This window comes from Halalkalicoccus sp. CG83 (assembly GCF_037081715.1).
Lineage (GTDB): Archaea > Halobacteriota > Halobacteria > Halobacteriales > Halalkalicoccaceae > Halalkalicoccus > Halalkalicoccus ordinarius.
Genome location: NZ_JAZDDH010000002.1, coordinates 195,127 through 215,797 on the forward strand (window position 1 = coordinate 195,127; position 20,671 = coordinate 215,797).

Annotated in this window: 20 protein-coding genes; 12 read left to right on the forward strand and 8 right to left on the reverse strand. The window is 68.6% G+C overall.

Annotated elements, in window-relative coordinates; genetic code table 11:
• Nucleotides 1–2 precede the first annotated feature (2 nt).
• The gene (locus V0Z78_RS14525; protein ID WP_336345385.1) at nt 3–428 is read left to right on the forward strand and encodes a NusA-like transcription termination signal-binding factor; all 426 of its coding nucleotides are present in this window, start codon (nt 3–5) and stop codon (nt 426–428) included.
• Nucleotides 429–490: 62 nt separating this feature from the next.
• On the opposite strand, the gene V0Z78_RS14530 is transcribed toward V0Z78_RS14525, so the two are convergent.
• On the reverse strand, nt 491–1,360 hold the full coding sequence (locus V0Z78_RS14530) for an MBL fold metallo-hydrolase (RefSeq protein ID WP_336345386.1): 870 nt from the start codon (nt 1,358–1,360) through the stop codon (nt 491–493).
• A 138-nt stretch (nt 1,361–1,498) separates the two neighbouring features.
• Here V0Z78_RS14530 and V0Z78_RS14535 point away from each other — a divergent pair, with 138 nt between their 5' ends.
• Both V0Z78_RS14535 and V0Z78_RS14540 read left to right on the forward strand, forming a co-directional pair.
• On the forward strand, nt 1,499–1,927 hold the full coding sequence (locus V0Z78_RS14535; RefSeq protein ID WP_336345387.1) for a 30S ribosomal protein S12: 429 nt from the start codon (nt 1,499–1,501) through the stop codon (nt 1,925–1,927).
• Between the two features lies 1 nt (nt 1,928).
• Nucleotides 1,929–2,546 (forward strand): 30S ribosomal protein S7, encoded by a 618-nt coding sequence (locus tag V0Z78_RS14540; RefSeq protein ID WP_336345388.1) that lies wholly within the window; start codon nt 1,929–1,931, stop codon nt 2,544–2,546.
• An 89-nt stretch (nt 2,547–2,635) separates the two neighbouring features.
• Here the strand turns inward: V0Z78_RS14540 and V0Z78_RS14545 are convergent, their stop codons facing one another.
• The gene (locus tag V0Z78_RS14545; protein WP_336345389.1) at nt 2,636–3,391 is read right to left on the reverse strand and encodes a DUF5781 family protein; all 756 of its coding nucleotides are present in this window, start codon (nt 3,389–3,391) and stop codon (nt 2,636–2,638) included.
• A gap of 228 nt (nt 3,392–3,619) precedes the next feature.
• Between V0Z78_RS14545 and V0Z78_RS14550 the strand changes: the two genes are divergently transcribed.
• Complete coding sequence (locus V0Z78_RS14550) at nt 3,620–5,806, forward strand: elongation factor EF-2 (RefSeq protein WP_336345390.1); 2,187 nt, start codon at nt 3,620–3,622, stop codon at nt 5,804–5,806.
• Nucleotides 5,807–5,974: 168 nt separating this feature from the next.
• Here the strand turns inward: V0Z78_RS14550 and V0Z78_RS14555 are convergent, their stop codons facing one another.
• Nucleotides 5,975–6,919 (reverse strand): ArsA family ATPase, encoded by a 945-nt coding sequence (locus tag V0Z78_RS14555; RefSeq protein WP_336345391.1) that lies wholly within the window; start codon nt 6,917–6,919, stop codon nt 5,975–5,977.
• A 95-nt stretch (nt 6,920–7,014) separates the two neighbouring features.
• On the opposite strand from V0Z78_RS14555, the gene V0Z78_RS14560 reads away from it, so the two are divergent.
• The gene (locus tag V0Z78_RS14560; RefSeq protein ID WP_336345392.1) at nt 7,015–8,187 is read left to right on the forward strand and encodes a 3-dehydroquinate synthase II; all 1,173 of its coding nucleotides are present in this window, start codon (nt 7,015–7,017) and stop codon (nt 8,185–8,187) included.
• Here V0Z78_RS14560 and V0Z78_RS14565 read toward each other — a convergent pair.
• The 3 genes from V0Z78_RS14565 to V0Z78_RS14575 all read right to left on the reverse strand — a co-directional run bounded on the left by V0Z78_RS14565 (nt 8,174) and on the right by V0Z78_RS14575 (nt 9,006).
• Nucleotides 8,174–8,590, reverse strand: a complete 417-nt coding sequence (locus tag V0Z78_RS14565; protein ID WP_336345393.1) for a DUF7575 domain-containing protein — start codon at nt 8,588–8,590, stop codon at nt 8,174–8,176. The genes V0Z78_RS14560 and V0Z78_RS14565 overlap by 14 nt on opposite strands.
• Before the next feature lie 58 nt (nt 8,591–8,648).
• The gene (locus tag V0Z78_RS14570) at nt 8,649–8,792 is read right to left on the reverse strand and encodes a hypothetical protein (RefSeq protein WP_336345394.1); all 144 of its coding nucleotides are present in this window, start codon (nt 8,790–8,792) and stop codon (nt 8,649–8,651) included.
• A 73-nt stretch (nt 8,793–8,865) separates the two neighbouring features.
• Nucleotides 8,866–9,006, reverse strand: coding sequence for a hypothetical protein (locus V0Z78_RS14575; protein WP_336345395.1), 141 nt, complete (start codon nt 9,004–9,006; stop codon nt 8,866–8,868).
• Between the two features lie 91 nt (nt 9,007–9,097).
• Here V0Z78_RS14575 and V0Z78_RS14580 point away from each other — a divergent pair, with 91 nt between their 5' ends.
• Entirely contained in the window at nt 9,098–10,120 is a 1,023-nt protein-coding gene (locus V0Z78_RS14580) for an AIR synthase family protein (RefSeq protein WP_336345396.1), read from the forward strand.
• Nucleotides 10,117–11,484, forward strand: coding sequence for a bifunctional hydroxymethylpyrimidine kinase/phosphomethylpyrimidine kinase (gene thiD / locus V0Z78_RS14585; RefSeq protein ID WP_336345397.1), 1,368 nt, complete (start codon nt 10,117–10,119; stop codon nt 11,482–11,484). The genes V0Z78_RS14580 and thiD overlap by 4 nt, the downstream gene beginning before the upstream one ends.
• Before the next feature lie 66 nt (nt 11,485–11,550).
• On the opposite strand, the gene V0Z78_RS14590 is transcribed toward thiD, so the two are convergent.
• Together V0Z78_RS14590 and V0Z78_RS14595 are read right to left on the reverse strand one after the other, a co-directional pair.
• Complete coding sequence (locus V0Z78_RS14590; protein ID WP_336345398.1) at nt 11,551–12,264, reverse strand: 5-formyltetrahydrofolate cyclo-ligase; 714 nt, start codon at nt 12,262–12,264, stop codon at nt 11,551–11,553.
• Between the two features lie 40 nt (nt 12,265–12,304).
• A complete protein-coding gene (locus tag V0Z78_RS14595) occupies nt 12,305–13,300 on the reverse strand; it encodes a patatin-like phospholipase family protein (RefSeq protein ID WP_336345399.1) in 996 nt (331 codons plus the stop codon).
• Nucleotides 13,301–13,400: 100 nt separating this feature from the next.
• Between V0Z78_RS14595 and V0Z78_RS14600 the strand changes: the two genes are divergently transcribed.
• The 5 genes from V0Z78_RS14600 to V0Z78_RS14620 all read left to right on the forward strand — a co-directional run bounded on the left by V0Z78_RS14600 (nt 13,401) and on the right by V0Z78_RS14620 (nt 20,666).
• Nucleotides 13,401–13,772 carry a cupin domain-containing protein gene (locus V0Z78_RS14600; protein WP_336345400.1) on the forward strand — a complete coding sequence of 124 codons (372 nt, stop codon included), beginning with the start codon at nt 13,401–13,403 and terminating at the stop codon, nt 13,770–13,772.
• Nucleotides 13,773–13,820: 48 nt separating this feature from the next.
• A complete protein-coding gene (mutS, locus tag V0Z78_RS14605; RefSeq protein ID WP_336345401.1) occupies nt 13,821–16,493 on the forward strand; it encodes a DNA mismatch repair protein MutS in 2,673 nt (890 codons plus the stop codon).
• On the forward strand, nt 16,490–18,475 hold the full coding sequence (gene mutL / locus V0Z78_RS14610) for a DNA mismatch repair endonuclease MutL (protein WP_336345402.1): 1,986 nt from the start codon (nt 16,490–16,492) through the stop codon (nt 18,473–18,475). Before mutS ends, mutL begins: the two co-directional genes overlap by 4 nt.
• Nucleotides 18,476–18,510: 35 nt before the next feature.
• Entirely contained in the window at nt 18,511–19,464 is a 954-nt protein-coding gene (gene kdgK1, locus V0Z78_RS14615; protein WP_336345403.1) for a bifunctional 2-dehydro-3-deoxygluconokinase/2-dehydro-3-deoxygalactonokinase, read from the forward strand.
• An 86-nt stretch (nt 19,465–19,550) separates the two neighbouring features.
• Nucleotides 19,551–20,666, forward strand: coding sequence for a hypothetical protein (locus V0Z78_RS14620; protein WP_336345404.1), 1,116 nt, complete (start codon nt 19,551–19,553; stop codon nt 20,664–20,666).
• Nucleotides 20,667–20,671 lie beyond the last annotated feature (5 nt).

The window sequence follows — 20,671 nt, forward strand, 5'->3', positions numbered from 1 at the left end:
CGATGGGACGGACGCTCTCGGACGACGCGCTCCGCTACATCACCGTCTTCGAGGACGTCACCGGCGCGCCCGCGACCGACTGCGTGGTCGACGCGGAGGCCGACCGGCTGGTGTTCGTCGTCTCGACCGGCGAGATGGGCAAGGCGATCGGCCCGAACGGGCGGACGGTCCGGCGCCTCGAGGAGCGTCTCGGCAAGGACGTCGACCTCGTCGAGGACGCCGACACTCCCGAGGCGTTCGTCGCCAACGCGCTCTCGCCCGCGGCCGTCTACAACGTCACGATCAGCGAGAACGAGACGACCGTCGCCTACGCCGAGGTCGACCGGGAGGACACCGGCGTCGCGATCGGTTCGGGCGGTCGAAACATCGAGACGGCACGGCTGCTCGCCGAGCGCCACTTCGACATCGACGACGTCCAACTGACCTGATTCGCCGTCGCGTCCTCCTCTCGAACCCCGTTTCTCCCGGCGCTCGACTCCGATCCGAGTTCCTACCGCGTTCGAGCGGCGGGCACCTCGAACCGGGCGGTGTCGCCGCGACCGACGTACTCGACTCTGTCCTCGAGCCCCGCCTCGCGTACCGCCTGCTCGAACTCCTCGAGCGACGATTCGAACACGTCGTAGTCGTCGTAGTGGATCGGGATCGACGTCTCCGCGTCGAACAGTTCGACCGCCTCGACGCCCTGGTCCGCGTCCATCGTCAGCAGGAGGCCGAGCACCTTCGTCCCGCCGAGATGGAGGAGCGCGACGTCGATGCCGCCGTATCGCTCGGGAATCTCCTCTAGCGCGTCGTACATGACGGTGTCGCCAGTGACGTAGAGTCGGAGCGCCGTCCTCCCGGGGGTCCCGTTCGGTCGAAACTCCAGCATGCTTCCCATCACGGGCGGCAACGCCTTCGAGACCCCGGGCGGTCCGTGTCTGCCGGGCATCGAGGTGACGTCGAGCCGGACGTCCCCCTTGCGGACGCGAGCCGCCTCCCAGGTATCGAGCGGGTACGTCTCGCGAAACCCCTTCCCCGCGAGGTCGTCGGCCGCGTGCTGGGTGGTCACGATCGGGAGGTCCTTATCGAGTTTCTCCTCGGCGATCCGATCGAAGTGATCGCCGTGCATGTGCGAGAGGAGCACGAAGTCGATCGGCGGGAGCTCCTCGATGTCGATCGCCGGCTCCGTCTGCCGTTCGGCGCGGATCCCGTAGCCGAGGTGGACGTGATCACCGCTGTGGAGGAAGTTCGGATCGGTCAGGATCGTGAACCCCGCGTACCGGACGATCACCGTGGCCGTTCCGACGAAGAAGATCGAGCCGTTCTCGAGGTCAGCGTCGCCGGCGTCGTCGGGGATCTCGAACTCGTGTCTCGGTGTCACGGCGGACGATCGGTTCGCCGTCACTTACGTCTCGTCCCTTCCGGATCCGGACGTTGATGACGTTCCGACTCCGGCTCGCGCCGTCGACGGCGCGGAAAGGCGATCCTTAAGTGGCTTCACGGGATAGAGACCGGTACTATGGCGAACGGCAAGTACGCGGCGCGCAAGATCAAGCGCGACCGCCAACAGAGTCGGTGGTCCGACTCGGAGTACGCCCGCCGCGAGCGGGGCCTCCGGAAGAAGTCGGACCCCCTCGAGGGTGCTCCCCAGGGTCGGGGAATCGTCCTCGAGAAGGTCGGTATCGAGGCGAAACAGCCCAACTCCGCGATCCGAAAGTGCGTGCGGGTGCAGCTGATCAAGAACGGCAAGCAGGTCACCGCGTTCTGTCCCGGCGACGGCGCGATCAGCTTCATCGACGAGCACGACGAGGTCACCATCGCGGGGATCGGCGGCGCGAAGGGTCGCGCGATGGGCGACCTCTCGGGCGTGAACTACAAGGTCGAGAAGGTAAACGGCGTGAGCCTGATCGAACTCGTCCGCGGCAACGCGGAGAAACCGGTGCGCTAAGATGAGTGCAGAGGAAGAACAGCCGGAACCGGACCAGCCGGCCGGCGACGAGGACGTCGACACCGACGCGAAGCTGTTCGGCCGCTGGGAGGTCGACGGCATCGAGTACGCGGATCCGAGCACCAAGCGCTACATCACGATCACGCCCATCGCCCACACGATGGGCCGCCACGCCTCGAAGCAGTTCCAGAAGAGCGAGATCAGCATCGTCGAGCGGCTGATCAACCGCCTGATGCAGACCGAGGAGAACACGGGCAAGAAACAACAGGCGCTCGGGATCGTCCGCGACGCATTCGAGATCGTTCACGAGCGCACCGAGGAGAACCCGGTGCAGGTGCTCGTTCACGCCGTCGAGAACGCCGGCCCGCGCGAGGAGACGGTCCGGCTGAAGTACGGCGGGATCTCGGTTCCCAAGGCCGTCGACGTCGGCCCGCAGCGGCGCGTCGACCAGGCGCTGAAGTTCATCGCCGAGGGCGCCTACAGCGCCTCCTACAAGAGCTCGACCGACGCGAGTGAGGCGCTCGCACAGCAACTCATCGGCGCCGCCGACTACGACGTCCAGACCTCCGCGATCAACCAGAAGGAGGAGAAGGAACGCGTCGCCGCCGCCGCCCGGTAACGCCTCTCTCGTCTGCTCTCCTTCGTTTCTCTCAGCTCCCTGCCAGTCACCGGCGCGTCCTCCGATCGACGGACCGCCGAGCGACGAGTCTAATCGGCGGCTCGTTCCGCGGGGACGACGTACGAACGGGTCGTCTCGACGAGCGCCTTGCGGTACTCGCTCTCGTCGGGGTCGTCCGCGAGGCCCTTGAACCGGCGCCTAAACGCCTCGAACGCCACCTCGGGCGCGTCCTGAGCGGCGGCGCGTGCCAGGTCGTAGAGGCGGTGGTCCTCCGAGACGAGGTCGTGACGTTCGACCAGCGCGAGCGCGAACGCCGCGTTGACGGCGGCGATGTCGGGATCCGTCGCCGTCGAGAGCCGCTGGGAGCCGGGTCGCGGTGGGACGCCGGGCCGATCCGCCAGCGCTGACGCGAGGCTCGACTCGAGGAAGGAGACGAGCTTGTCGGCGGGCCCGAGCGTGAGCGTGATGTCGTCGGCGTAGATGTCCTTCATGTGGTTCGCGATCTGGTAGCAGTGCGCGAGCTTCCGGCGCTCGACCGTCCGCCCGGTGAGCGCGAGAAAGAGCGCCTCGTCGGTCGACTGGGTGTGCGATGGGTGGGCCTGCTCGTTTCTGTGCATGTGAGCGAACTCGTGGAGCGCGAGTTCGCGGGCCATCGCGCTGGTGGCGGCCTGTCGGGAGATGTTGAGAACGTGGTACTCGCCGGGATGCGAGGTCCAGGTGCGCTCGTCGGGGTCCTCCCGGATGCGGACCTGGACCGGGAGTGAGAGGTCGTACTCGGTCTCGAAGACGTCACGAGCGCTCAGAAACGGGGAGGGCGGGGCGGCACCGGTCACGTGCACGTCCATGGTTACCGGTAACACGGGGTCCGAGACGTATTACTATTGTGTTAGGAGACGGCGATAGGGTCACCCTGAGGCGTCGAAACGGCCGGTCGGGCAAGGGGGCTCGATTCCCGTCTCGACGGCGCGTGCGGTTCGGCGACACGTCGCCGTCGAGGTCGCACCGTCGATCGTTCCGGTCCGGGCTCGCGAAAAACACTACGCTTTTCACGCCTCTTCCGATAGGAGACGGTAATGGGTAGACGCAAGAAGATCGTTCAGGAGTGTGAACGGCTGATGGACAACCCGGAGCACATCCGGAACATCGCCATCGCCGCACACGTCGATCACGGCAAGACGACGCTGACGGACAACCTGCTCGCCGGCGCGGGCATGATCTCCGACGAGACCGCCGGCCAGCAGCTCGCGATGGACACCGAGGAGGACGAACAGGAACGGGGCATCACGATCGACGCCGCGAACGTCTCGATGACCCACGAGTACGAGGACACCAACCACCTCATCAACCTCATCGACACGCCGGGCCACGTCGACTTCGGGGGCGACGTCACCCGTGCGATGCGCGCGGTCGACGGCGCGCTCGTGGTCGTCGACGCCGTCGAGGGCGCGATGCCCCAGACCGAGACCGTCGTCCGGCAGGCGCTGCGCGAGGGCGTCAAGCCCACGCTGTTCATCAACAAGGTCGACCGGCTCATCAGCGAGCTCCAGGAGGGCCCCCAGGAGATGCAACAGCGCCTCGTGTCGGTCATCGATGACGTCAACGAGCTCATCCGCGGAATGACCGAGGACATGGACGACATCGACGACTGGACCGTCTCCGTCGAGGACGGGACGGTCGCGTTCGGCTCGGCGCTCTACAAGTGGGGCGTCTCGATGCCGTCGATGCAGCGAACCGGCATCGACTTCGGCGACATCATCGAGCTCGAGCGAAACGGGAACCGCCAGGAGCTCCACGAGCGCACGCCGCTCTCGAACGTCGTGCTCGACATGGTCTGTGAGCACTTCCCCAACCCCGTCGACGCCCAGCCTCGACGTATCCCGCGCATCTGGCGCGGCGACGACGAGTCGGACATCGCGGAGACGATGCGGCTGGTCGACGACGAGGGCGAGGTCGTCCTGATGGTCACCGACATCGGTATCGACCCTCACGCCGGCGAGATCGCCGCCGGTCGCGTGTTCTCCGGTACCATCGAGAAGGGCCAGGAGCTCTACGTCTCGGGCACCGCGGGGAAGAACCGCGTCCAGTCGGTCGGCATCTACATGGGCGGCGAGCGCGAGGAGGTCGAACACGTCCCCGCCGGCAACATCGCCGCGGTCACCGGGCTTCGGGACGCGATCGCAGGTTCGACCGTCTCCAGCGTCGAGATGACGCCGTTCGAGTCGATCGAGCACATCTCCGAGCCCGTCATCACGAAGAGCGTCGAGGCGAAGAGCATGGACGACCTGCCGAAGCTCATCGAGACGCTGCGCCAGGTCTCGAAGGAGGATCCCACGATCCAGATCACCATCAACGAGGACACCGGCGAGCACCTGATCTCGGGTCAGGGCGAGCTCCACCTCGAGGTCATCACCCAGCGCATCGAGCGCAACCAGGGCATCCCGGTCAACACCGGTGAGCCGATCGTCGTCTACCGCGAGGCGGTCCGCGGGGCGACCGAGACCGTCGAGGGGATCTCGCCGAACCGCCACAACCGGTTCTACCTCACCGTCGAGCCGCTCTCGGAGGAGATCGTCGACCAGATCAAGCTCGGCGACGTCTCGATGGACATGCCCGAACAGGAGCGCCGCGAGGCGCTCCAGGAGGCGGGCATGGACAAGGACACCTCCCAGAACGTCGAGCACATCTTCGGCACCAACGTCTTCATCGACGACACGAAGGGGATCCAGCACCTCAACGAGACGATGGAGCTCGTCATCGAGGGGCTCGAGGATGCCCTCGACGAGGGGCCGCTCGCGGCCGAGCCCGTCCAGGGGACGCTGATCCGGCTGAACGACGCGCGCCTGCACGAGGACACCATCCATCGTGGCCCCGCACAGGTCATCCCCGCAGTCCGTCGGGCGGTCCACCGCGCGCTGATCCACGCTCGCGTCTCGCTGATGGAGCCGATCCAGAACGTCCGCATCGACGTGCCCAGCGAGCACATGGGTGCTGCGAGCGGCGAGATCCAGGGTCGACGCGGCCGCGTCGACGACATGTACCAGGAGGGTGACCTCATGGTGATCGAGGGGATCGCCCCCGTCGGGGAGATGATCGGCTTCTCGAGCGACATCCGCTCGGCGACGGAGGGTCGTGCGTCCTGGAACACCGAGAACGCCGGCTTCCGCATCATGTCCGACAACCTCCAGCGCGAGAAGATCATGGAGATCCGCGAGCGAAAGGGGATGAAGCTCGAACTCCCTGAGGCCGTCGACTACTTCTAAACGGACCTTTTTACGCCTCGGGGTCGCGAAGCGACCCCCTCGCCACAAAAAGCTCCACCAAAAAAGGCCGAGAGCGCAACAGGCGCTCTCGGTCCGCCAGCGGTGGACCGCGAACGGTACGATCCGAACGATCGGATTGGGATGCAGAGATAATGCAGTCGGACGACCCTACACGCCGAGCCGCTTCGCGATCGCCTCCAGGGACTCGATGCCGTGGACCTCGCCGACCCGGTCGGGGAGCGTCCGAACGTCGAGGCCGGCGAAGCGCTCGTCGATCTCAGCGAGGCGCTGTTCGTGGAGGTCCTGGCGGGTACGACACCGCTCGCAGTCCTCGTCGATCTCCTCAAGCACCCGGTTGACGACGGCGGTTCGTACCGGCAGACCCGCCTCGTCCAGCCGTTCGACCAGTCGCTCGGACTCGCTGATCGCCATCGTCTCGGGAAGCAACACGACGCGGAACTCGGTCCGATCGGGGTCCTTCAGCAGGTCGCGGGCGCGCTCCATTCGCGCCTTCAGGTCGGCGAACCCGTCTCCCTCCTCGCTTCGCCGTCCGCCGCCGAAGTAGTAGGCCGGCCCCATCGTCATCCGCTTCGCGGAGTCCGCGAGCCGCTGGACCTGCCCTCGGACCGAGAGCGTCTTCTTGAGGGTGGCGCTCATCACGTCGGGCAGGTCGAGCAGTCGCAGGGTGTGGCCCGTCGGCGCGGTGTCGAGGACGACGTACTCCCAGCGCTCGGAGTCGGCGAACTCGACGAAGACGTCGAGCGCCGCCACCTCGTCGCCGCCCGCTGGCACTCCGGCGCCGAACACCTCCTCGACGTCCTCGTCGTCGAGCTGGAGGCCGGCCGACCGCAGGTCGGCTGCGAGTCCCGAGGCCAGTTCGCGGTACTGCTCGGCGCGCTCGTCGGGGTCGATCTCGGCCGCCCACAGCCGGGGGCGGACCTCCCGGGGCTCGCCGCCGAGGTCGGTCTCGAACGAGTCCGAGAGCGAGTGGGCCGGGTCCGTCGAGAGCACGAGCGTCTCGTGGCCCGATTCCGCGAGCGAGAGGCCCGTCGCGGCCGCACAGGTGGTCTTGCCGACGCCGCCCTTCCCGCCGTAGAGAACGAACTGGGTCACCTCGATCGATAGGGGGGCGGAACGTAAACCTCCCCGGCCGGCAGTCGTCGGTACGGTTCGCCACGTTCAAGCCCGCGCCGTTCGAGCGGGAGGGTATGACACGATCCGTCTGGCTCAAGGCCGACGACGCCGTCGGCGACTGGGAGGCGCGCAAACGCCGAATCACCGCCGGCCTCGAGGCGGGGGTGGACTGGGTGCTCGTCGACGAGGGCGACGTCCAACGGGTTCGGGAACTCGGCGCGGTGAACGTCGCTGCCTTCCGGTCGGGCGGCGACGTCCACGTGATGGACGTCGAGGAGGCCGAACCGCCCGAGGTGGAGGCGACCGTCGTCGGGAAGAAGGGCGAGGGCGACGGGACGGTCGATCTCCCCGAGGACTTCTCCGGCTCGGCGGACCTCTCGGAGCTTCGGCGCGAGAGCGACGTCCCGCAGGGGGCGTACGTCCGCATCCTCGACGAGTACTACGAGGCGTTCGCCGAGGAGGCGGCCCAGGAGGCCGAGTACACGTTCGTGATCGGCGAGGACTGGACGATCATCCCCCTCGAGAACCTCATCGCCCGCATCGGCGACGAGACGGAGCTGATCGCCGGCGTACAGACGCCCGAGGAGGCCCGCACCGCATTCGAGACCCTCGAACGGGGGGCCGACGCCGTCCTGCTCGACTCCGACGATCCCGACGTCATCCGCGAGACCGTCGCCGTGCGCGATCGCTCCCGGCGGGAGACGCTCGAGCTGGAGTGGGCCGAGATCACCGAGGTCGAGCAGACCGGCAGCGCCGACCGGGTCTGCGTCGACACCGGGAGTCTGATGGAACACGACGAGGGGATGCTCGTCGGCTCGATGAGTCGGGGGCTCTTCTTCGTCCACGCCGAGACCGCCGAGTCGCCGTACGTCGCCTCGCGACCGTTCCGAGTGAACGCCGGCGCCGTCCACGCCTACGTCCGCACGCCCGACGGCGGAACGCGGTACCTCTCTGAACTGGAGAGCGGCGACGAGGTCCAGATCGTCGACGCCGAGGGCAACACCCGCGAGGCGATCGTCGGCCGGGTGAAGATCGAACGCCGACCGATGTTCCGAATCGAGGCCGAGACCGATGGCGGCGACCGGGTGGCGACGCTGTTACAGAACGCGGAGACGATCAAGGTCCGGACCCGTGATGGTCGCAAGGCCGTCACCGACCTCGATGTCGGCGACGAGGTGCTGCTCTACCACGAGACGGTGGCGCGTCACTTCGGCGAGGCCGTCGAGGAGCGAATCATCGAGAAGTAGGAGCGGGCTCCTCGGCGTCGGCCGCGGCGCTCGGGAGCGGTTCGGTACACCAGTGACAGAAGTCGAGTTCGAGTTCCTCGTCCAGTTCGTGACCACAGTGAGGGCATCGCCGGCCCTCGACGCGCTGTTTCGTCCGGCTCGCCTGCCAGTAGGCGTCGCCCGCGCTGAACGCGATCACCGCGAACAGGGCGAGCTGGGCCTCGAACGGGAGCTCGGACGAGAGCGCGAACGCGCCGCTCACCGAACTGATCCCCTCGACCATCCCCTCCGGAACGAACAGCACCACCGACAGAACGACCATCCAGAACCAGAGCAACGCCCGGAACCACGACCGAAGATAGACGTGGCCGAGACCGGGCATGACGATGGCGAGGACTGCCGCCAGCCACGGCCGTTTATGCATATTTCCGGTCACTACAGCGGCGTGAGCACCCCGGCTACTTAACCGGTTCGGCCTCGGCTCAGATCCCCAGGAGCCGTAGAACGACGCCAACGAGGACGATGAGCAGGCCGAGACCGATCCCGATTCCCGGAATCGGCACCGGCAGGAGACCGATTCCGGCCACGATACCGAACAGGATGACCAGCGACGAGATTCTGACCATGGTCGAGGTTCTCGCGTCCGGCCCAAAGGGGTTGGGCCGGCGCTCGCCGTCCCCCGACCCGCGGCCGTCGACGTCAGTAGCCCAGCCAGCGGCCGACGACGCCGGCGATCACGATCAGCAGCGCGACCAGGAAGGCGACTCCCGGGATCGGGATCAGGCCGGCGATCCCCGCGACGATTCCGATCGCGATCGCGACCGTCGAGGCTCTGACCATGTCGTCGTTCGTCGCGAGCGACGGAAAGGGGTTGGGCCGTCGTTCGCCAGTCCATCACCATCGCTAAGTATCACAGGGTTGTTACCCCGGTATGAGCGATCTCGGCAAGGTGGATCGGGCGTTCTTCGACGAGTACATCTACCCGAACCTCGGCGCGGACCGCGACGACGTGAGCCTCGCACCGCAGCACGGCGTCGACTTCGGCGTGATCGAAACCGGAGGGAGGGCGATCGCGCTCGCGACCGACCCCGTGTTCGTCATGCCCTCGCTGGGGTTCGACCGGGCGGCGTGGTTCGCCTTCCACATCCTGATGAGCGACGTCGCGGTCTCGGGGATCCCGCCGACGCACCTCTCGGTCGACCTGAACCTCCCCGCGGAGATCACCGACGAGCAGTTCGCTACCGTCTGGGAGACGATGGACGAGGAGGCCCGCGAACTCGGCGTCTCGATCGTGACGGGCCACACCGGTCGGTACGCCGGCTGCAACTACCCGATGGTCGGCGGGGGCACCGCGCTCGCGGTGGGCGATCCCGGCGACCTCGTTCGGCCCGACGGCGCCCGCTCCGGCCAGAAGGTGCTGATCACGAAGGGGCCGGCGATCGAGGCGACCGGCCTGCTCTCGATCCAGTTCGAGGAGATCCTCGATCTCGAGGACGACGTGATGGCGGCGGCGAAGGACCGCTTCTACGACATGAGTCCCGTCAAGGACGCGCTGGTGGCCTCGGCTGCCGGGCCCGTCACCGCGATGCACGACGCCACCGAGGGAGGCATCTACGGCGGTCTCCACGAGATCGCCCGCGCCGGCGGCGTGCGCATCGACGTCGAGCGCGACGCGATCCCCGTCCTCGACGGCGTTCCGGAGACCTGCGCGGCGTTCGACATCGACCCGTGGATCTCGATCAGCGAGGGCACCCTGCTGTTGACCGTCGAGGAAGAGGGCGCCGCGGACGTCCTCGCCGCGCTCGAGAGCGAGGGGGTCCCCGCCGCGATCGTCGGCGAGACGAGCGAGGGCGAGGGCGTCCACTTCGACGGCGAGGCGGTCGAGCGTCCCGAGCGCGACCCCTTCTGGGCCGCCTTCGAGCAGGGGATGGCCGAACTAGAGGGCGAGCAGTGACCCGCGAACCGGCTCCCCAGGCGCCGCCGGTCGCGCTGACGATCGCGGGCAGCGACTCCGGCGGAGGGGCGGGGATCCAGGCCGACCTGAAGACGATGGAGGCCCACGGCGTCTTCGCGACGACTGCTCTGACCGCGATCACCGCCCAGAACACCCGCGGCGTCGAGCGTTCGCACGTCCTCCCGCTCGAGGAGATCGACGCCCAGTTCGACGCGGTCGTCTCCGATTTCGACGTCGGTGCGATCAAGACGGGGATGCTCGCGACGAGCGAGGTGGTCGACCTCGTCGCCGAGAAGCTCGCGAGCTACGACGCGCCTGCCGTGATCGACCCAGTGATGGTCGCCGCGACCGGGGATCGGCTGCTCGAACCCGAGGCCGAGCGCGCCTACGAGCGGCTGATCGCCGAGGCGACGCTCGTCACCCCGAACGCCGACGAGGCGGCCGTCCTGACGGGCGTCGAGCCCGAGGACGCCGAGGACGCCCGCGAGGCCGGCGAGGCGCTGGTGGAGACGGGCGCGGAGGCCGCGCTCGTGAAGGGCGGGCACCTGCCGACCGAGGAGGTGAAGGACGTGCTCGTCACCGCCGACGGCGCGCGAACGTTCGAACACGCCCGTATCGAGACCGAGGCGAACCACGGCTCGGGCTGTACGCTGGCCTCGGCGATCACCGCCCGACTCGCCGCCGGCGAGGACCTCTCCGAGGCCGTCGAGGGATCGTTGGCGTTCATGGAGCGCGCGGTGCGCTACTCGCTCGACGTGGGCGAGGGGCCGGGTGCGGTCCACCACCTCGCCGACCTACGAAACCGGGCCGAGCGCGAACCGACCGCCGAGGCCGTCCAGGGGATCGTCGACCGCTTCGGCGAGGAGAACGTGCGCGCGCTGGTGCCCGAGGTGGGGATGAACGTCGTCGGTGCAACCCCCTACGCCGAGGACGTCGGAGAGACCGCCGCGGTCGAGGGGCGGATCACCCGCACCATGAGGGGGATCAGTCCCAATGGAGGGGTGCGCTTCGGCGCGTCGAGCCACGTCGCGCGGTTCCTCCTCGCCGCCCGCGAGTTCGATCCCGCCCTCCGATTCGCCGTGAACTGCCGGTTCGACGAGGACGTGGAGCGGGCGCTCGGAGCGCTCGACGCGCCGAGCGCGGAGTTCGACCGTACCGGGAAGCCCGACGGCGTGAAACGCGAGGATGGGGGTGCGATGGAGTGGGGCGTCCGGCGGGCGTTCGGCGACGGGCACGAGGACGGGGAGACGCCCGCGGCCGTGATCGACCGCGGCGAGGTGGGCAAGGAGGCGATCGTGAAGCTCGTCGCCCCGGACGCGGAGATCCTGGTCGAGCGGACGCTCGCGGTTCACGACGCGCTCTGAAGCGGGGGTACGGCTCCTAGAGGACGGTCGTGGCGTTCGTTCTCGGGACGTCCTCGAGGGTCGCTCTCACTCCTCGATCTCGCCCTCCAGACGACGGAGGACGGGAATCTCGTCGAGTCGTTCCTCCGAGAGGAGCGACCAGTCGATCCCCGCGGGCTTCCCGCCGGCCTCGGTCCGAATCGTCCGCTCGGGTGTGACGATCAGGTCCATCGAGACGTCGTGAGGCTCGATATCGACGTCCTCGTCGACGACCTGCATCCCGTGGACGGTGGTCGCCGTCGGGGTGTCGTCGGTCACGAGGTCGAGCTCGCGAAGGACGGCGAACTCCAGATCGGAGTAGCCCTCGCCCTTGCCGATTCGCGCGCCGTCCTCGGTGACCGCTACGCTGCCGGAGACGATCAGATCGATCTCGGGCATCTCGTCGGGCCCGACCGGAACGCCGTGATCCGAGACGCCCGAGACGGTGGTCGCCTCGTCGATATCGCTGACCTCCGCGGGATCGAGTTCGAGAAACGGCTTCTCGTCGCGGAGACGTGGCTGGGCCATGTAGAGGGTCTTTCCCGCCCGGAGAGCCCGCCTTCGTACGGGAAGCTGTGGGGCGTCGGGGTTTGCCTTCACCGTCCGAGCGTCCGCCCACTCGGGCCGGTCGGCCAGCGGCCGGGCGGCCTCATCGGCCCCCGCGAAGTTAGGGATGCGCCCGTGGGGCGGGAACGGAAAGCGCGCTTCGCCGCTCTGCTCGAGAGCGTCCCAGATCCGCTCACGGATCGTCGGTTTGTCCATGCCGCCGCCTTCGCGAGCGGGAGCAAAAGGGTGGCGCGTCTCAGCCGCGACGCTCGGCTCGCTCGTCGAGGAAGCGCTCGGCGCGCCGAGCGCCGCGCTGCATCAGCCGTTCGATGAACTCCGGATCGCGATCCAGTTTCGAGGACGTCGACAGCTCGCCACCCATCTCGATGAACTCGACGTCGACCGGCTTGTACTCCCCCGAGAGCGTCCCCTCCTCGACCCACTCGTTCACCTGCTCGATGAAGTCGACCTCCTGGTAGAGCGAGAGGTTGCCCGCGAGTTCGTTGCGGCGGTCGGCGATCTCCTCGAGCGACTCGGGCACCTCGTCGCGGCGTCGAGGGTTGATCTGAATGATCCAGATCTCGTCGGGCTTGTCCTCGAGATCGCGGGGCTCGAGGAACTCCCGGATCGGCGGGTTCTGGCTGAACAGCCCGTCCCAGTACCAGTGGTCGTCGATCTCGACCGCCTCGAACAGGGTCGGGATCGCCGCCGAGGCGAGCACCGCCTTCGACGTGACCTCGCCGTTTCGGAAGGTGGCGAACTCGCCCTCGGTGACGTCGGCCGCCCCGACGATCAGGTCGAGGTCGGCGTCCGCAGCGAGGTCGGGCACCCGCTCGAAGTCGATGTGCGACTCGAGCGTGTCGAGAAAGCGCCGTCGTCCGACCGACGTGAAGGGCACGTCGTAGGGGCTTGCCTCGAGAACCGGCCAGCCCCGCTCGGCGATCTCCGCCGTTCGGACGGTCCACTCGTTGGCCATTCGATCGAACAGGGAGCGGGCTGCCATGTCCCGCCAGACCCCCTCGAGGGTCTCGATGGCCCGTTCGGCGTCGCCGTCGAGCAGCCCGTACCAGGCGGCGGCCGCACAGACGGCGCCCCCCGAGGTGCCGCTGAGCGCGACGGGCTCGAACGAGCGATCCTCGCGTTCGCGGAGGAGGCGCCCGAGCACGCCGGCGGTGAACGCCGTGTGGCTTCCCCCGCCCTGACAAGCGATCGCGACGCGATCCGGGTCCTCGGCGTCGGTATCGGTGCTCATGCGCGTTGATACGAGCGGCCTGGCTCTTAGTTCAGGGTGATGCCAGAGGAACCGAACGCCGACGACAGCGGTTAACCGATCGGGGCCGTATCGCCGAGCCATGACGAACGACTACGGCATGATCGACGTCACCGAAGCCGAGCGGACGCCCTCCGCCTCGTCGGGGACCGACCACGTCGACCTCGTCTCCGAACTGGGCTGTACGGAGATGCGCCCGAAGCTGTGGGAGCTCTCGCCGGGCGATACGATGAGCTACCACCGCCAGCGCGAACAGGAGGAGTTCTACTACGTGCTCGAGGGGCCCGCGCGGATCCGTATCGGCGACGAACGGATGGACGTCCCCGAAGGGACGGCGATCCGGATCCCGCCCGAGACCCCCAGACGGGTGTTCAACGACACCGACCACGAGCACCGCTGGTTGATCGTCGGCGCGCCCCCCGTGGAGAACGACGGCGAGGTGTTCGAGGAGTAACGCTCCGGACCCAACACGGTTTTAGCCCTCACGGTCGACCCTACGGGCATGACAACGGGCGGAATCGTCGGGGAGTTCCTCTCGCTGAAGGAGGGGACCGACGCCGACCTGCTGGCGATGCAGTGTGGTGACTTCTACGAGTTCTTCGCCGACGACGCCGAGACCGTGGCCGAGGAGCTCGATCTCCGGGTCTCACAGAAGTCCTCGCACGGTTCGTCGTACCCGATGGCCGGCGTCCCGCTCTCGGAGCTCACGCCGTATTTGAAGGCGCTCGTCGAGCGGGGCTATCGCGTCGCCGTGGCCGACCAGTACGAGACCGAGGACGGCCACGCCCGCGAGATCACCCGCGTAGCCACGCCGGGCACCTTGCTCGAGACGAGCGACGACGACGCCCGTTATCTCGCTGGGATCGTCCGCGTCTCCGAGGGGCTCTACGGGCTGGCGTTCGCCGAGGTGACGACCGGGCGATTCCTCGTCACCCGTATCGAGGGCGAGAACGCCGTCGAACGGGCGATCACGGAGTGTTACCGTTACGATCCCGTCGAGGTGCTTCCCGGCCCCGACCTGCGGGAGGACGAGGGGTTCCTCGAACGACTCGAAGAACGGGTCGACGCTTCGGTGGCGCTCCACGAGACGAACGCCTTCGCGCCCGGCGCGGCGACCCACCGCACCCGCGAGCAGTTCGGCCGCGAGACGCTCGCCGGCCTCGGACTCGAGACCGAGGGACCGGAGGTCCGGGCGGCGGGCGCGGTGCTCTCCTACGTCGAGGAGACCGGCCTCGGTGTTCTACCCTCGATGAGCCGGCTGCAGCCCTACCGGCCCGACGACTACGTCGCCTGCGACGTCACCACCCAGCGCAACCTCGAACTGGTCGAGACGATGACGGGCCACGGCGGCTCGCTGTTCGCGACGATCGATCACACCGCCACGGGGGCGGGCGGACGACTGCTGAAGGAGTGGCTCAAACGCCCCCGGCGGTCGCTCGGCGAGCTTCGGCGCCGCCAGGACGCGGTCGGCGCGCTCTGCGAGTCGGCGCTCGCCCGCGAGGACCTGTGCGGGACGCTCGGGGGCGCCTACGACCTCGAACGGCTGGCGAGTCGCGCGACCCACGGGAGCGCGGACGCCCGCGCCCTGCTTCGGGTTCGCGATAGCCTCGCACTCCTCCCCGCGATCGCCGAGCTGATCGAGGGTGACCGGCGCCTCTCGGAGTCGCCCCTCGTCGACGTGCTCGATCGGCCCGATCGGGAGGCGACCGCCGACCTGCGCGAGGAACTCGACGAGGCGCTCGCGGAGGAGCCCCCGAAGACCCTCCGCGAGGGCGGCCTTCTCACCCGGGGCTACGACGAGGAGCTCGACGCGCTCATCGAGGATCACGAGGCGGCCCTGGAGTGGATCGAGACGCTCGCCGGTCGCGAGAAGAACGAGCACGGACTCACCCACCTGCAGGTCGACCGGAACAAGACGGACGGCTACTACATCCAGGTCGGGAAGAGCGAGGCCGACGCGGTGCCCGAGGACTACGAGCAGGTGAAGACGCTGAAGAACTCGGTTCGCTTTACCACCGACGCCCTCGAGGAGCGCGAACGCGAGATCCTCCGGCTGGAGGAGAAGCGCGGCGAGCTCGAGTACGAGCTGTTCTGCGAGCTTCGCGATCGCGTCGCTGAACGGGCTTCACTGCTGCAGGACGTCGGGCGAGCCTTCGCGGAGATCGACGTTCTAGCGAGTCTCGCGACCCACGCGGTGGAGAACCGCTGGAGCCGTCCCGACCTGGAGGAGGGAGACACACTCGACATCGAGGCCGGCCGTCATCCCGTCGTCGAACGCACGACGGAGTTCGTCCCGAACGACGCTCGACTCGATTCTGAACGAGCCTTCCTGATCGTCACCGGCCCGAACATGTCGGGGAAGTCCACCTACATGCGCCAGGTCGCGCTGATCGTTCTGCTGGCCCAGGTGGGAAGCTTCGTCCCCGCCGAGCACGCCCGGATCGGGCTCGTCGACGGCATCTACACCCGCGTGGGCGCGCTCGACGAGCTCGCACAGGGCCGCTCGACGTTCATGGTCGAGATGCAGGAGCTCTCGAACATCCTCCACTCCGCGACGGAGGACTCGCTGGTGATCCTCGACGAGGTCGGGCGAGGGACGGCGACCTACGACGGCATCTCGATCGCGTGGGCCGCCACCGAGTACCTCCACAACGAGGTGCGCGCGAAGACGCTGTTCGCGACCCACTACCACGAGCTGACGGCGCTCGCGGAGCACCTCGATCGGGTCGAGAACGTCCACGTCGCGGCCGAGGAACGAGACGGCGAGGTCACCTTCCTGCGGACGATCCGCGAGGGGCCGACCGACCGTTCGTACGGCGTGCACGTTGCCGGCCTCGCAGGCGTCCCCGACCCCGTCGTTTCCCGATCGCGCGACGTGCTCGATCGGCTGCGCGAGGAGAAGGCGATCGAGGCGAGAGGATCGGGATCGGCGGGATCGGACACCCAGCAGGTGGTGTTCGACGTCGGCTCCGGGCAGCTACGGACCGCGACGACCGACGGCGGCGACGGCAGCGATGGAACCAACACGGAGAACGGCGAGGACGACTCCGACGACGCGCTCGATCCCGAGTCGGAGGCGGTCCTCTCGGAGCTCTCGGGGATGGAGCTCGCGAACGTCTCGCCGGTCGAGCTCATGAGTCGGGTCCAGGAGTGGCAGGGGAGGCTCCCGAGATGACTCGCCCCGAGATCCACGAGCTCGACGCCGCGACCGTCGATCGGATCGCCGCCGGCGAGGTGGTCGAGCGGCCCGCCTCCGTGGTGAAGGAGCTCGTCGAGAACGCCCTCGACGCCGACGCCTCCTCGATCACCGTGGAGATCGATTCCGGCGGCGTCGACCGGATCCGCGTCGTCGACGACGGAATCGGGATGACCGAAAACGAGCTTCGGACGGCGGTGAAACAGCACACCACGAGCAAGCTCCGCGACGCCTCCGATCTGGAGGCGGGGATCGAGACGCTGGGCTTTCGCGGCGAGGCACTCCACACGATCGGCGCGGTCTCCCGGACGACGATCACCACGAGGGCGCGCGGTACCGAGGGTGCGGGGACGAAACTCATCCTCGCGGGCGGCGAGGTCGAGTCGGTCGAGCCCGCCGGCCCGCCGACGGGCACGGCGGTCGAGGTGAGCGACCTCTTCTTCAACACGCCCGCCCGGCGGAAGTACCTCAAGCGCGAGGCGACCGAGTTCGACCACGTCAACACCGTCGTCACGCGGTACGCGCTCGCGAACCCGGAGGTGGCGTTCACGCTCGAACACGACGGCCGCGAGGTGTTCTCGACGACTGGACAGGGCGGGCTCCGCGCGACGATCCTCGCGGTCTACGGCCGGGAGGTCGCCCGCGCGATGGTGCCGATCGAGGACGTAGTCGAGGGTCCCCTCGAGGCGATCACGGGCTACGTGAGCGACCCCGAGACCACCCGCTCGAGCCCGACCTACGTCTCGACGTTCGTCAACGGCCGGTACGTTCGCAGCGGGGCGCTCAGAGGGGCGGTCGTCGACGCCTACGGCACGCAGCTCGCGCCCGACCGCTATCCGTTCGCAGTGCTCGACCTCTCCGTGCCGGCCGAAACCGTGGACGTCAACGTCCACCCCCGCAAGATGGAGGTGAAGTTCGAGGAGGAGGCCGCGATCCGCGAGCAGATCGAGGCGAGCGTCGAACGGGCGCTGTTGGATCACGGGCTGGTCCGCGCCTCGGCCCCGCGCGGCCGCTCGGCGCCCGAGGAGACGACCGTCGCGCCCGAACCGGACACCGAGACCGAGACCGAGACTGAGGAGGCGACCGGTGAGGCGAACTTCGAGGGCACGGCGAGCGCTGCGGGGGTGGAGTCGGCTGCGAAAGCGGGAGAAGAGGCGGGAACGGGATCGAGCACCGGGACCGAGCGGGCGGCCGAACCGCGCCGTTCGGTCGGTGAATCGGCGAGCGCCGATCGAGACGGAGACGAGCGGGAGACGACGCCACGGCGGGACGAGCCGCGCTTCGTCGCGACCGAACAGTCCACGCTCGACGGACCCGCCGCGGGGCCCGAGGCCGTCGACGAGGGGTTCGAGCGGCTCCCCGACCTCCGGGTGCTCGGCCAGCTACGCGACACCTACGTCGTCGCCGAGGGCTCGGAGGGACTCGTCCTCGTCGACCAGCACGCCGCCGACGAACGGGTCCAGTACGAACGCCTGCGCGGGGCGCTCTCCGGCGGGACGACCACCCAGGCACTGGTCGAGCCCGTCGAGATCGGGCTCACCGCCCGCGAGGCCGAACTGTTCGACGCCCACGCCGAGGCGCTCTCGCGGCTGGGCTTCTCGGCCGACCGGGAGGGTCGCGTCGCACGGGTGCGGACCGTCCCCGCGGTCTTCGACGCGACGCTCTCGCCCGAACTGCTCCGCGACGCACTCGGAGAGTGCGTCTCGGGCGACCCCGGAGAGACGGTCGACGCGACCGTCGACGGGCTGCTAGCGGATCTCGCGTGCTACCCCGCGGTGACGGGCAACGTCTCGCTGGCGGAGGGATCGGTCGTTTCGCTGCTCTCCGCGCTCGACGACTGTGAGAACCCCTACGCTTGTCCACACGGCCGACCGACGCTGATCCGCGTCGATAACGAGGAGCTCGCCGACCGCTTCGAGCGCGACTACCCCGGACACGCGAGCCGCCGCGAGCGCGAGTAGTCGGGACTTTTACGCCGGCGCGCGAATCACGGCGCATGACCGATCTCGTGACCTTCGGCGAGACGATGCTTCGGTTCTCGCCGCCGGGCAACGAACGTCTCGAGACGACGACCGAACTCGAAGTCCGCGCGGCGGGCGCGGAGAGCAACGTCGCCGTGGCGGCCGCCCGGCTGGGTGCCGAGGCGGTCTGGATCTCGAAGCTACCCGACTCGCCGCTGGGTCGACGGGTGACGAGCGAGCTCGAGAGCTACGGCCTCGAGACCGACGTCGTCCGGAGCGACGAGGGCCGCCAGGGCACCTACTACCTCGAGTTCGCGGGCGAACCCCGGGGTACGAACGTGATCTACGACCGCGCGGACGCGGCGGTGACGACCGCGAGCGCGGAGGAGCTCCCCGCCGAACGGATTCGCTCGGCCGAGTGGTTCTACACCAGCGGAATCACGCCCGCGCTCTCGGAGACGCTTCGCGAGACGACCGAGACGTTGTTGTGGAGCGCGCGCGATTCGGGGACGAAGACGGCGTTCGACCTGAACTACCGGAGCAAGCTCTGGTCACCCGAGGAGGCCCGCGAGACGCTCACGAACCTGTTCGAGCACGTCGACGTGCTGGTCACTGCGGTCCGTGACGCACGTGAAATCCTCGGACTGTCGGGCGACCCCGAGTCGATCGGTCGCGAACTGGTCGACGAGCACGACTTCGAGACCGTCATCGTCACCCTCGGCTCGGAGGGCGCGCTCGCGATCCACGACGGCCGGACGATCGAACAGTCCGCCTTCGAGACCGAGACCCACGACCCGATCGGCACCGGCGACGCGTTCGTCGGCGGCTACCTCGCCCGGCGGATCCGCGGCGCCGACGTCGAGGAGGCGCTCGAGGTCGGGGCGGCCACGGCGGCGCTCAAGCGCACCATCCCCGGCGACATCGCGGTCATCACCCCCGAGGAGGTCGAGCGCGTGATCCGCGAGGGCGGCGAGGGGATCTCGCGGTAGCGACCGTTGCGGCCGATGAAACGGTTCTGACGCCGAGAGATACTGCGCCGTAACCTTTATCGGATGATGATTTCACTGTATAAAATATGAAAAGAAGGGAGTTCATCGCGGCGCTGGCTCTCGGAGTGATGGGCGCTCCCGTCGCTGCACAGGGAGACGGCGAGGCGTACGCCGGGACGAACGTCTCGTTCGACGTGGACGATCGGGCCGTCGTCGACTATCAGGTCGGTGGCGCGCTGCTGTTCGAATCGGTTGCCGTCGAGGCACAGAGCGATCACGACGGCAGGTCCGGCGCCGGCGTCGGCGCGGACGTCGAGCTGTCGGCCGTAACCGACCTGCGGGGGGCGGCGCTGTCGATGAGTGCACGGACCGAGACGCGCGCGACCGTCGAGACCGATGGAAGTGCCGAGATGACCGCCCACGATAGCGAACGGGGACAACTCGTCGTCAGCGCGAACGGCGAGTCGCAGTTCGTCGAAGCCGAACTCGGTGCCGACGCCACCGTCGAGACCGAGGACGACCGGCGGGCTGTCGTGACGACCGGCGACGGAGGCTACGTCACCGCGATCGTCGTCGGCGACGGCGGCGTCGCGGTCAACGGGAACGACGACCTCGTCGCCGACCTCGACGGCAACGCGACGGTCGTCTTTCGAGCCAGCGGCGAGGAGCGCAGCGAGGACGACGAGGAGGCCGAGCGCCTGATCGCCGACGGCGAGGCCGCAATCGAGGTCTACGTCGATCGCGCCGACGGTGAGGCCGTGAGCGACGCGGTCCGGTACGCCGACGACACGAGCGCCGGGGTGCGGGCCAGCGCCGAGAACACCGTCGAGGTGACCGTCGATCGGACCACTGACGAGGGGACCGTCGTGCTGACCAGCGTCTCCGAGGCGGCGATCGGCGCGACCGAGGAGTTCTCGGTGACCGTCGACGGCGAGGCGGCGACACGGGTCGAGTCAGCCGGTGAACTCGCAGGTGTCGCCGACGAGGGGCCCGCGTTCGCCGTGGCCCGGGGCGCGAGCGCCGACGCAAACGCCGAGGTGCTTGTCGCGGTCGATCACTTCTCCGAACGAACGATCGCGATGAGCGCCGACGACGAGACCGGCGACGACGCTGGCGGTGCGAACGCCGAGACCCAGCCCGGCTTCGGTGTCGCCGCCGCACTCGGCGCGATCCTGGCCGCCCTGCTCGCGGGACGGCGGTGAGGTGC

Bases quoted from the DNA above. Each gene is read 5' to 3' on its own strand.
- V0Z78_RS14525 (WP_336345385.1), top strand. From the start codon at position 3: ATGGGACGGACGCTCTCGGACGACGCGCTCCGCTACATCACCGTCTTC.
- V0Z78_RS14535 (WP_336345387.1), top strand. From the start codon at position 1,499: ATGGCGAACGGCAAGTACGCGGCGCGCAAGATCAAGCGCGACCGCCAA.
- V0Z78_RS14540 (WP_336345388.1), top strand. From the start codon at position 1,929: ATGAGTGCAGAGGAAGAACAGCCGGAACCGGACCAGCCGGCCGGCGAC.
- V0Z78_RS14545 (WP_336345389.1), bottom strand. From the start codon at position 3,391: ATGGACGTGCACGTGACCGGTGCCGCCCCGCCCTCCCCGTTTCTGAGC.
- V0Z78_RS14550 (WP_336345390.1), top strand. From the start codon at position 3,620: ATGGGTAGACGCAAGAAGATCGTTCAGGAGTGTGAACGGCTGATGGAC.
- V0Z78_RS14560 (WP_336345392.1), top strand. From the start codon at position 7,015: ATGACACGATCCGTCTGGCTCAAGGCCGACGACGCCGTCGGCGACTGG.
- V0Z78_RS14565 (WP_336345393.1), bottom strand. From the start codon at position 8,590: ATGCATAAACGGCCGTGGCTGGCGGCAGTCCTCGCCATCGTCATGCCC.
- V0Z78_RS14570 (WP_336345394.1), bottom strand. From the start codon at position 8,792: ATGGTCAGAATCTCGTCGCTGGTCATCCTGTTCGGTATCGTGGCCGGA.
- V0Z78_RS14575 (WP_336345395.1), bottom strand. From the start codon at position 9,006: ATGGTCAGAGCCTCGACGGTCGCGATCGCGATCGGAATCGTCGCGGGG.
- V0Z78_RS14580 (WP_336345396.1), top strand. From the start codon at position 9,098: ATGAGCGATCTCGGCAAGGTGGATCGGGCGTTCTTCGACGAGTACATC.
- V0Z78_RS14590 (WP_336345398.1), bottom strand. From the start codon at position 12,264: ATGGACAAACCGACGATCCGTGAGCGGATCTGGGACGCTCTCGAGCAG.
- V0Z78_RS14595 (WP_336345399.1), bottom strand. From the start codon at position 13,300: ATGAGCACCGATACCGACGCCGAGGACCCGGATCGCGTCGCGATCGCT.
- V0Z78_RS14600 (WP_336345400.1), top strand. From the start codon at position 13,401: ATGACGAACGACTACGGCATGATCGACGTCACCGAAGCCGAGCGGACG.
- mutS (WP_336345401.1), top strand. From the start codon at position 13,821: ATGACAACGGGCGGAATCGTCGGGGAGTTCCTCTCGCTGAAGGAGGGG.
- mutL (WP_336345402.1), top strand. From the start codon at position 16,490: ATGACTCGCCCCGAGATCCACGAGCTCGACGCCGCGACCGTCGATCGG.
- kdgK1 (WP_336345403.1), top strand. From the start codon at position 18,511: ATGACCGATCTCGTGACCTTCGGCGAGACGATGCTTCGGTTCTCGCCG.
- V0Z78_RS14620 (WP_336345404.1), top strand. From the start codon at position 19,551: ATGAAAAGAAGGGAGTTCATCGCGGCGCTGGCTCTCGGAGTGATGGGC.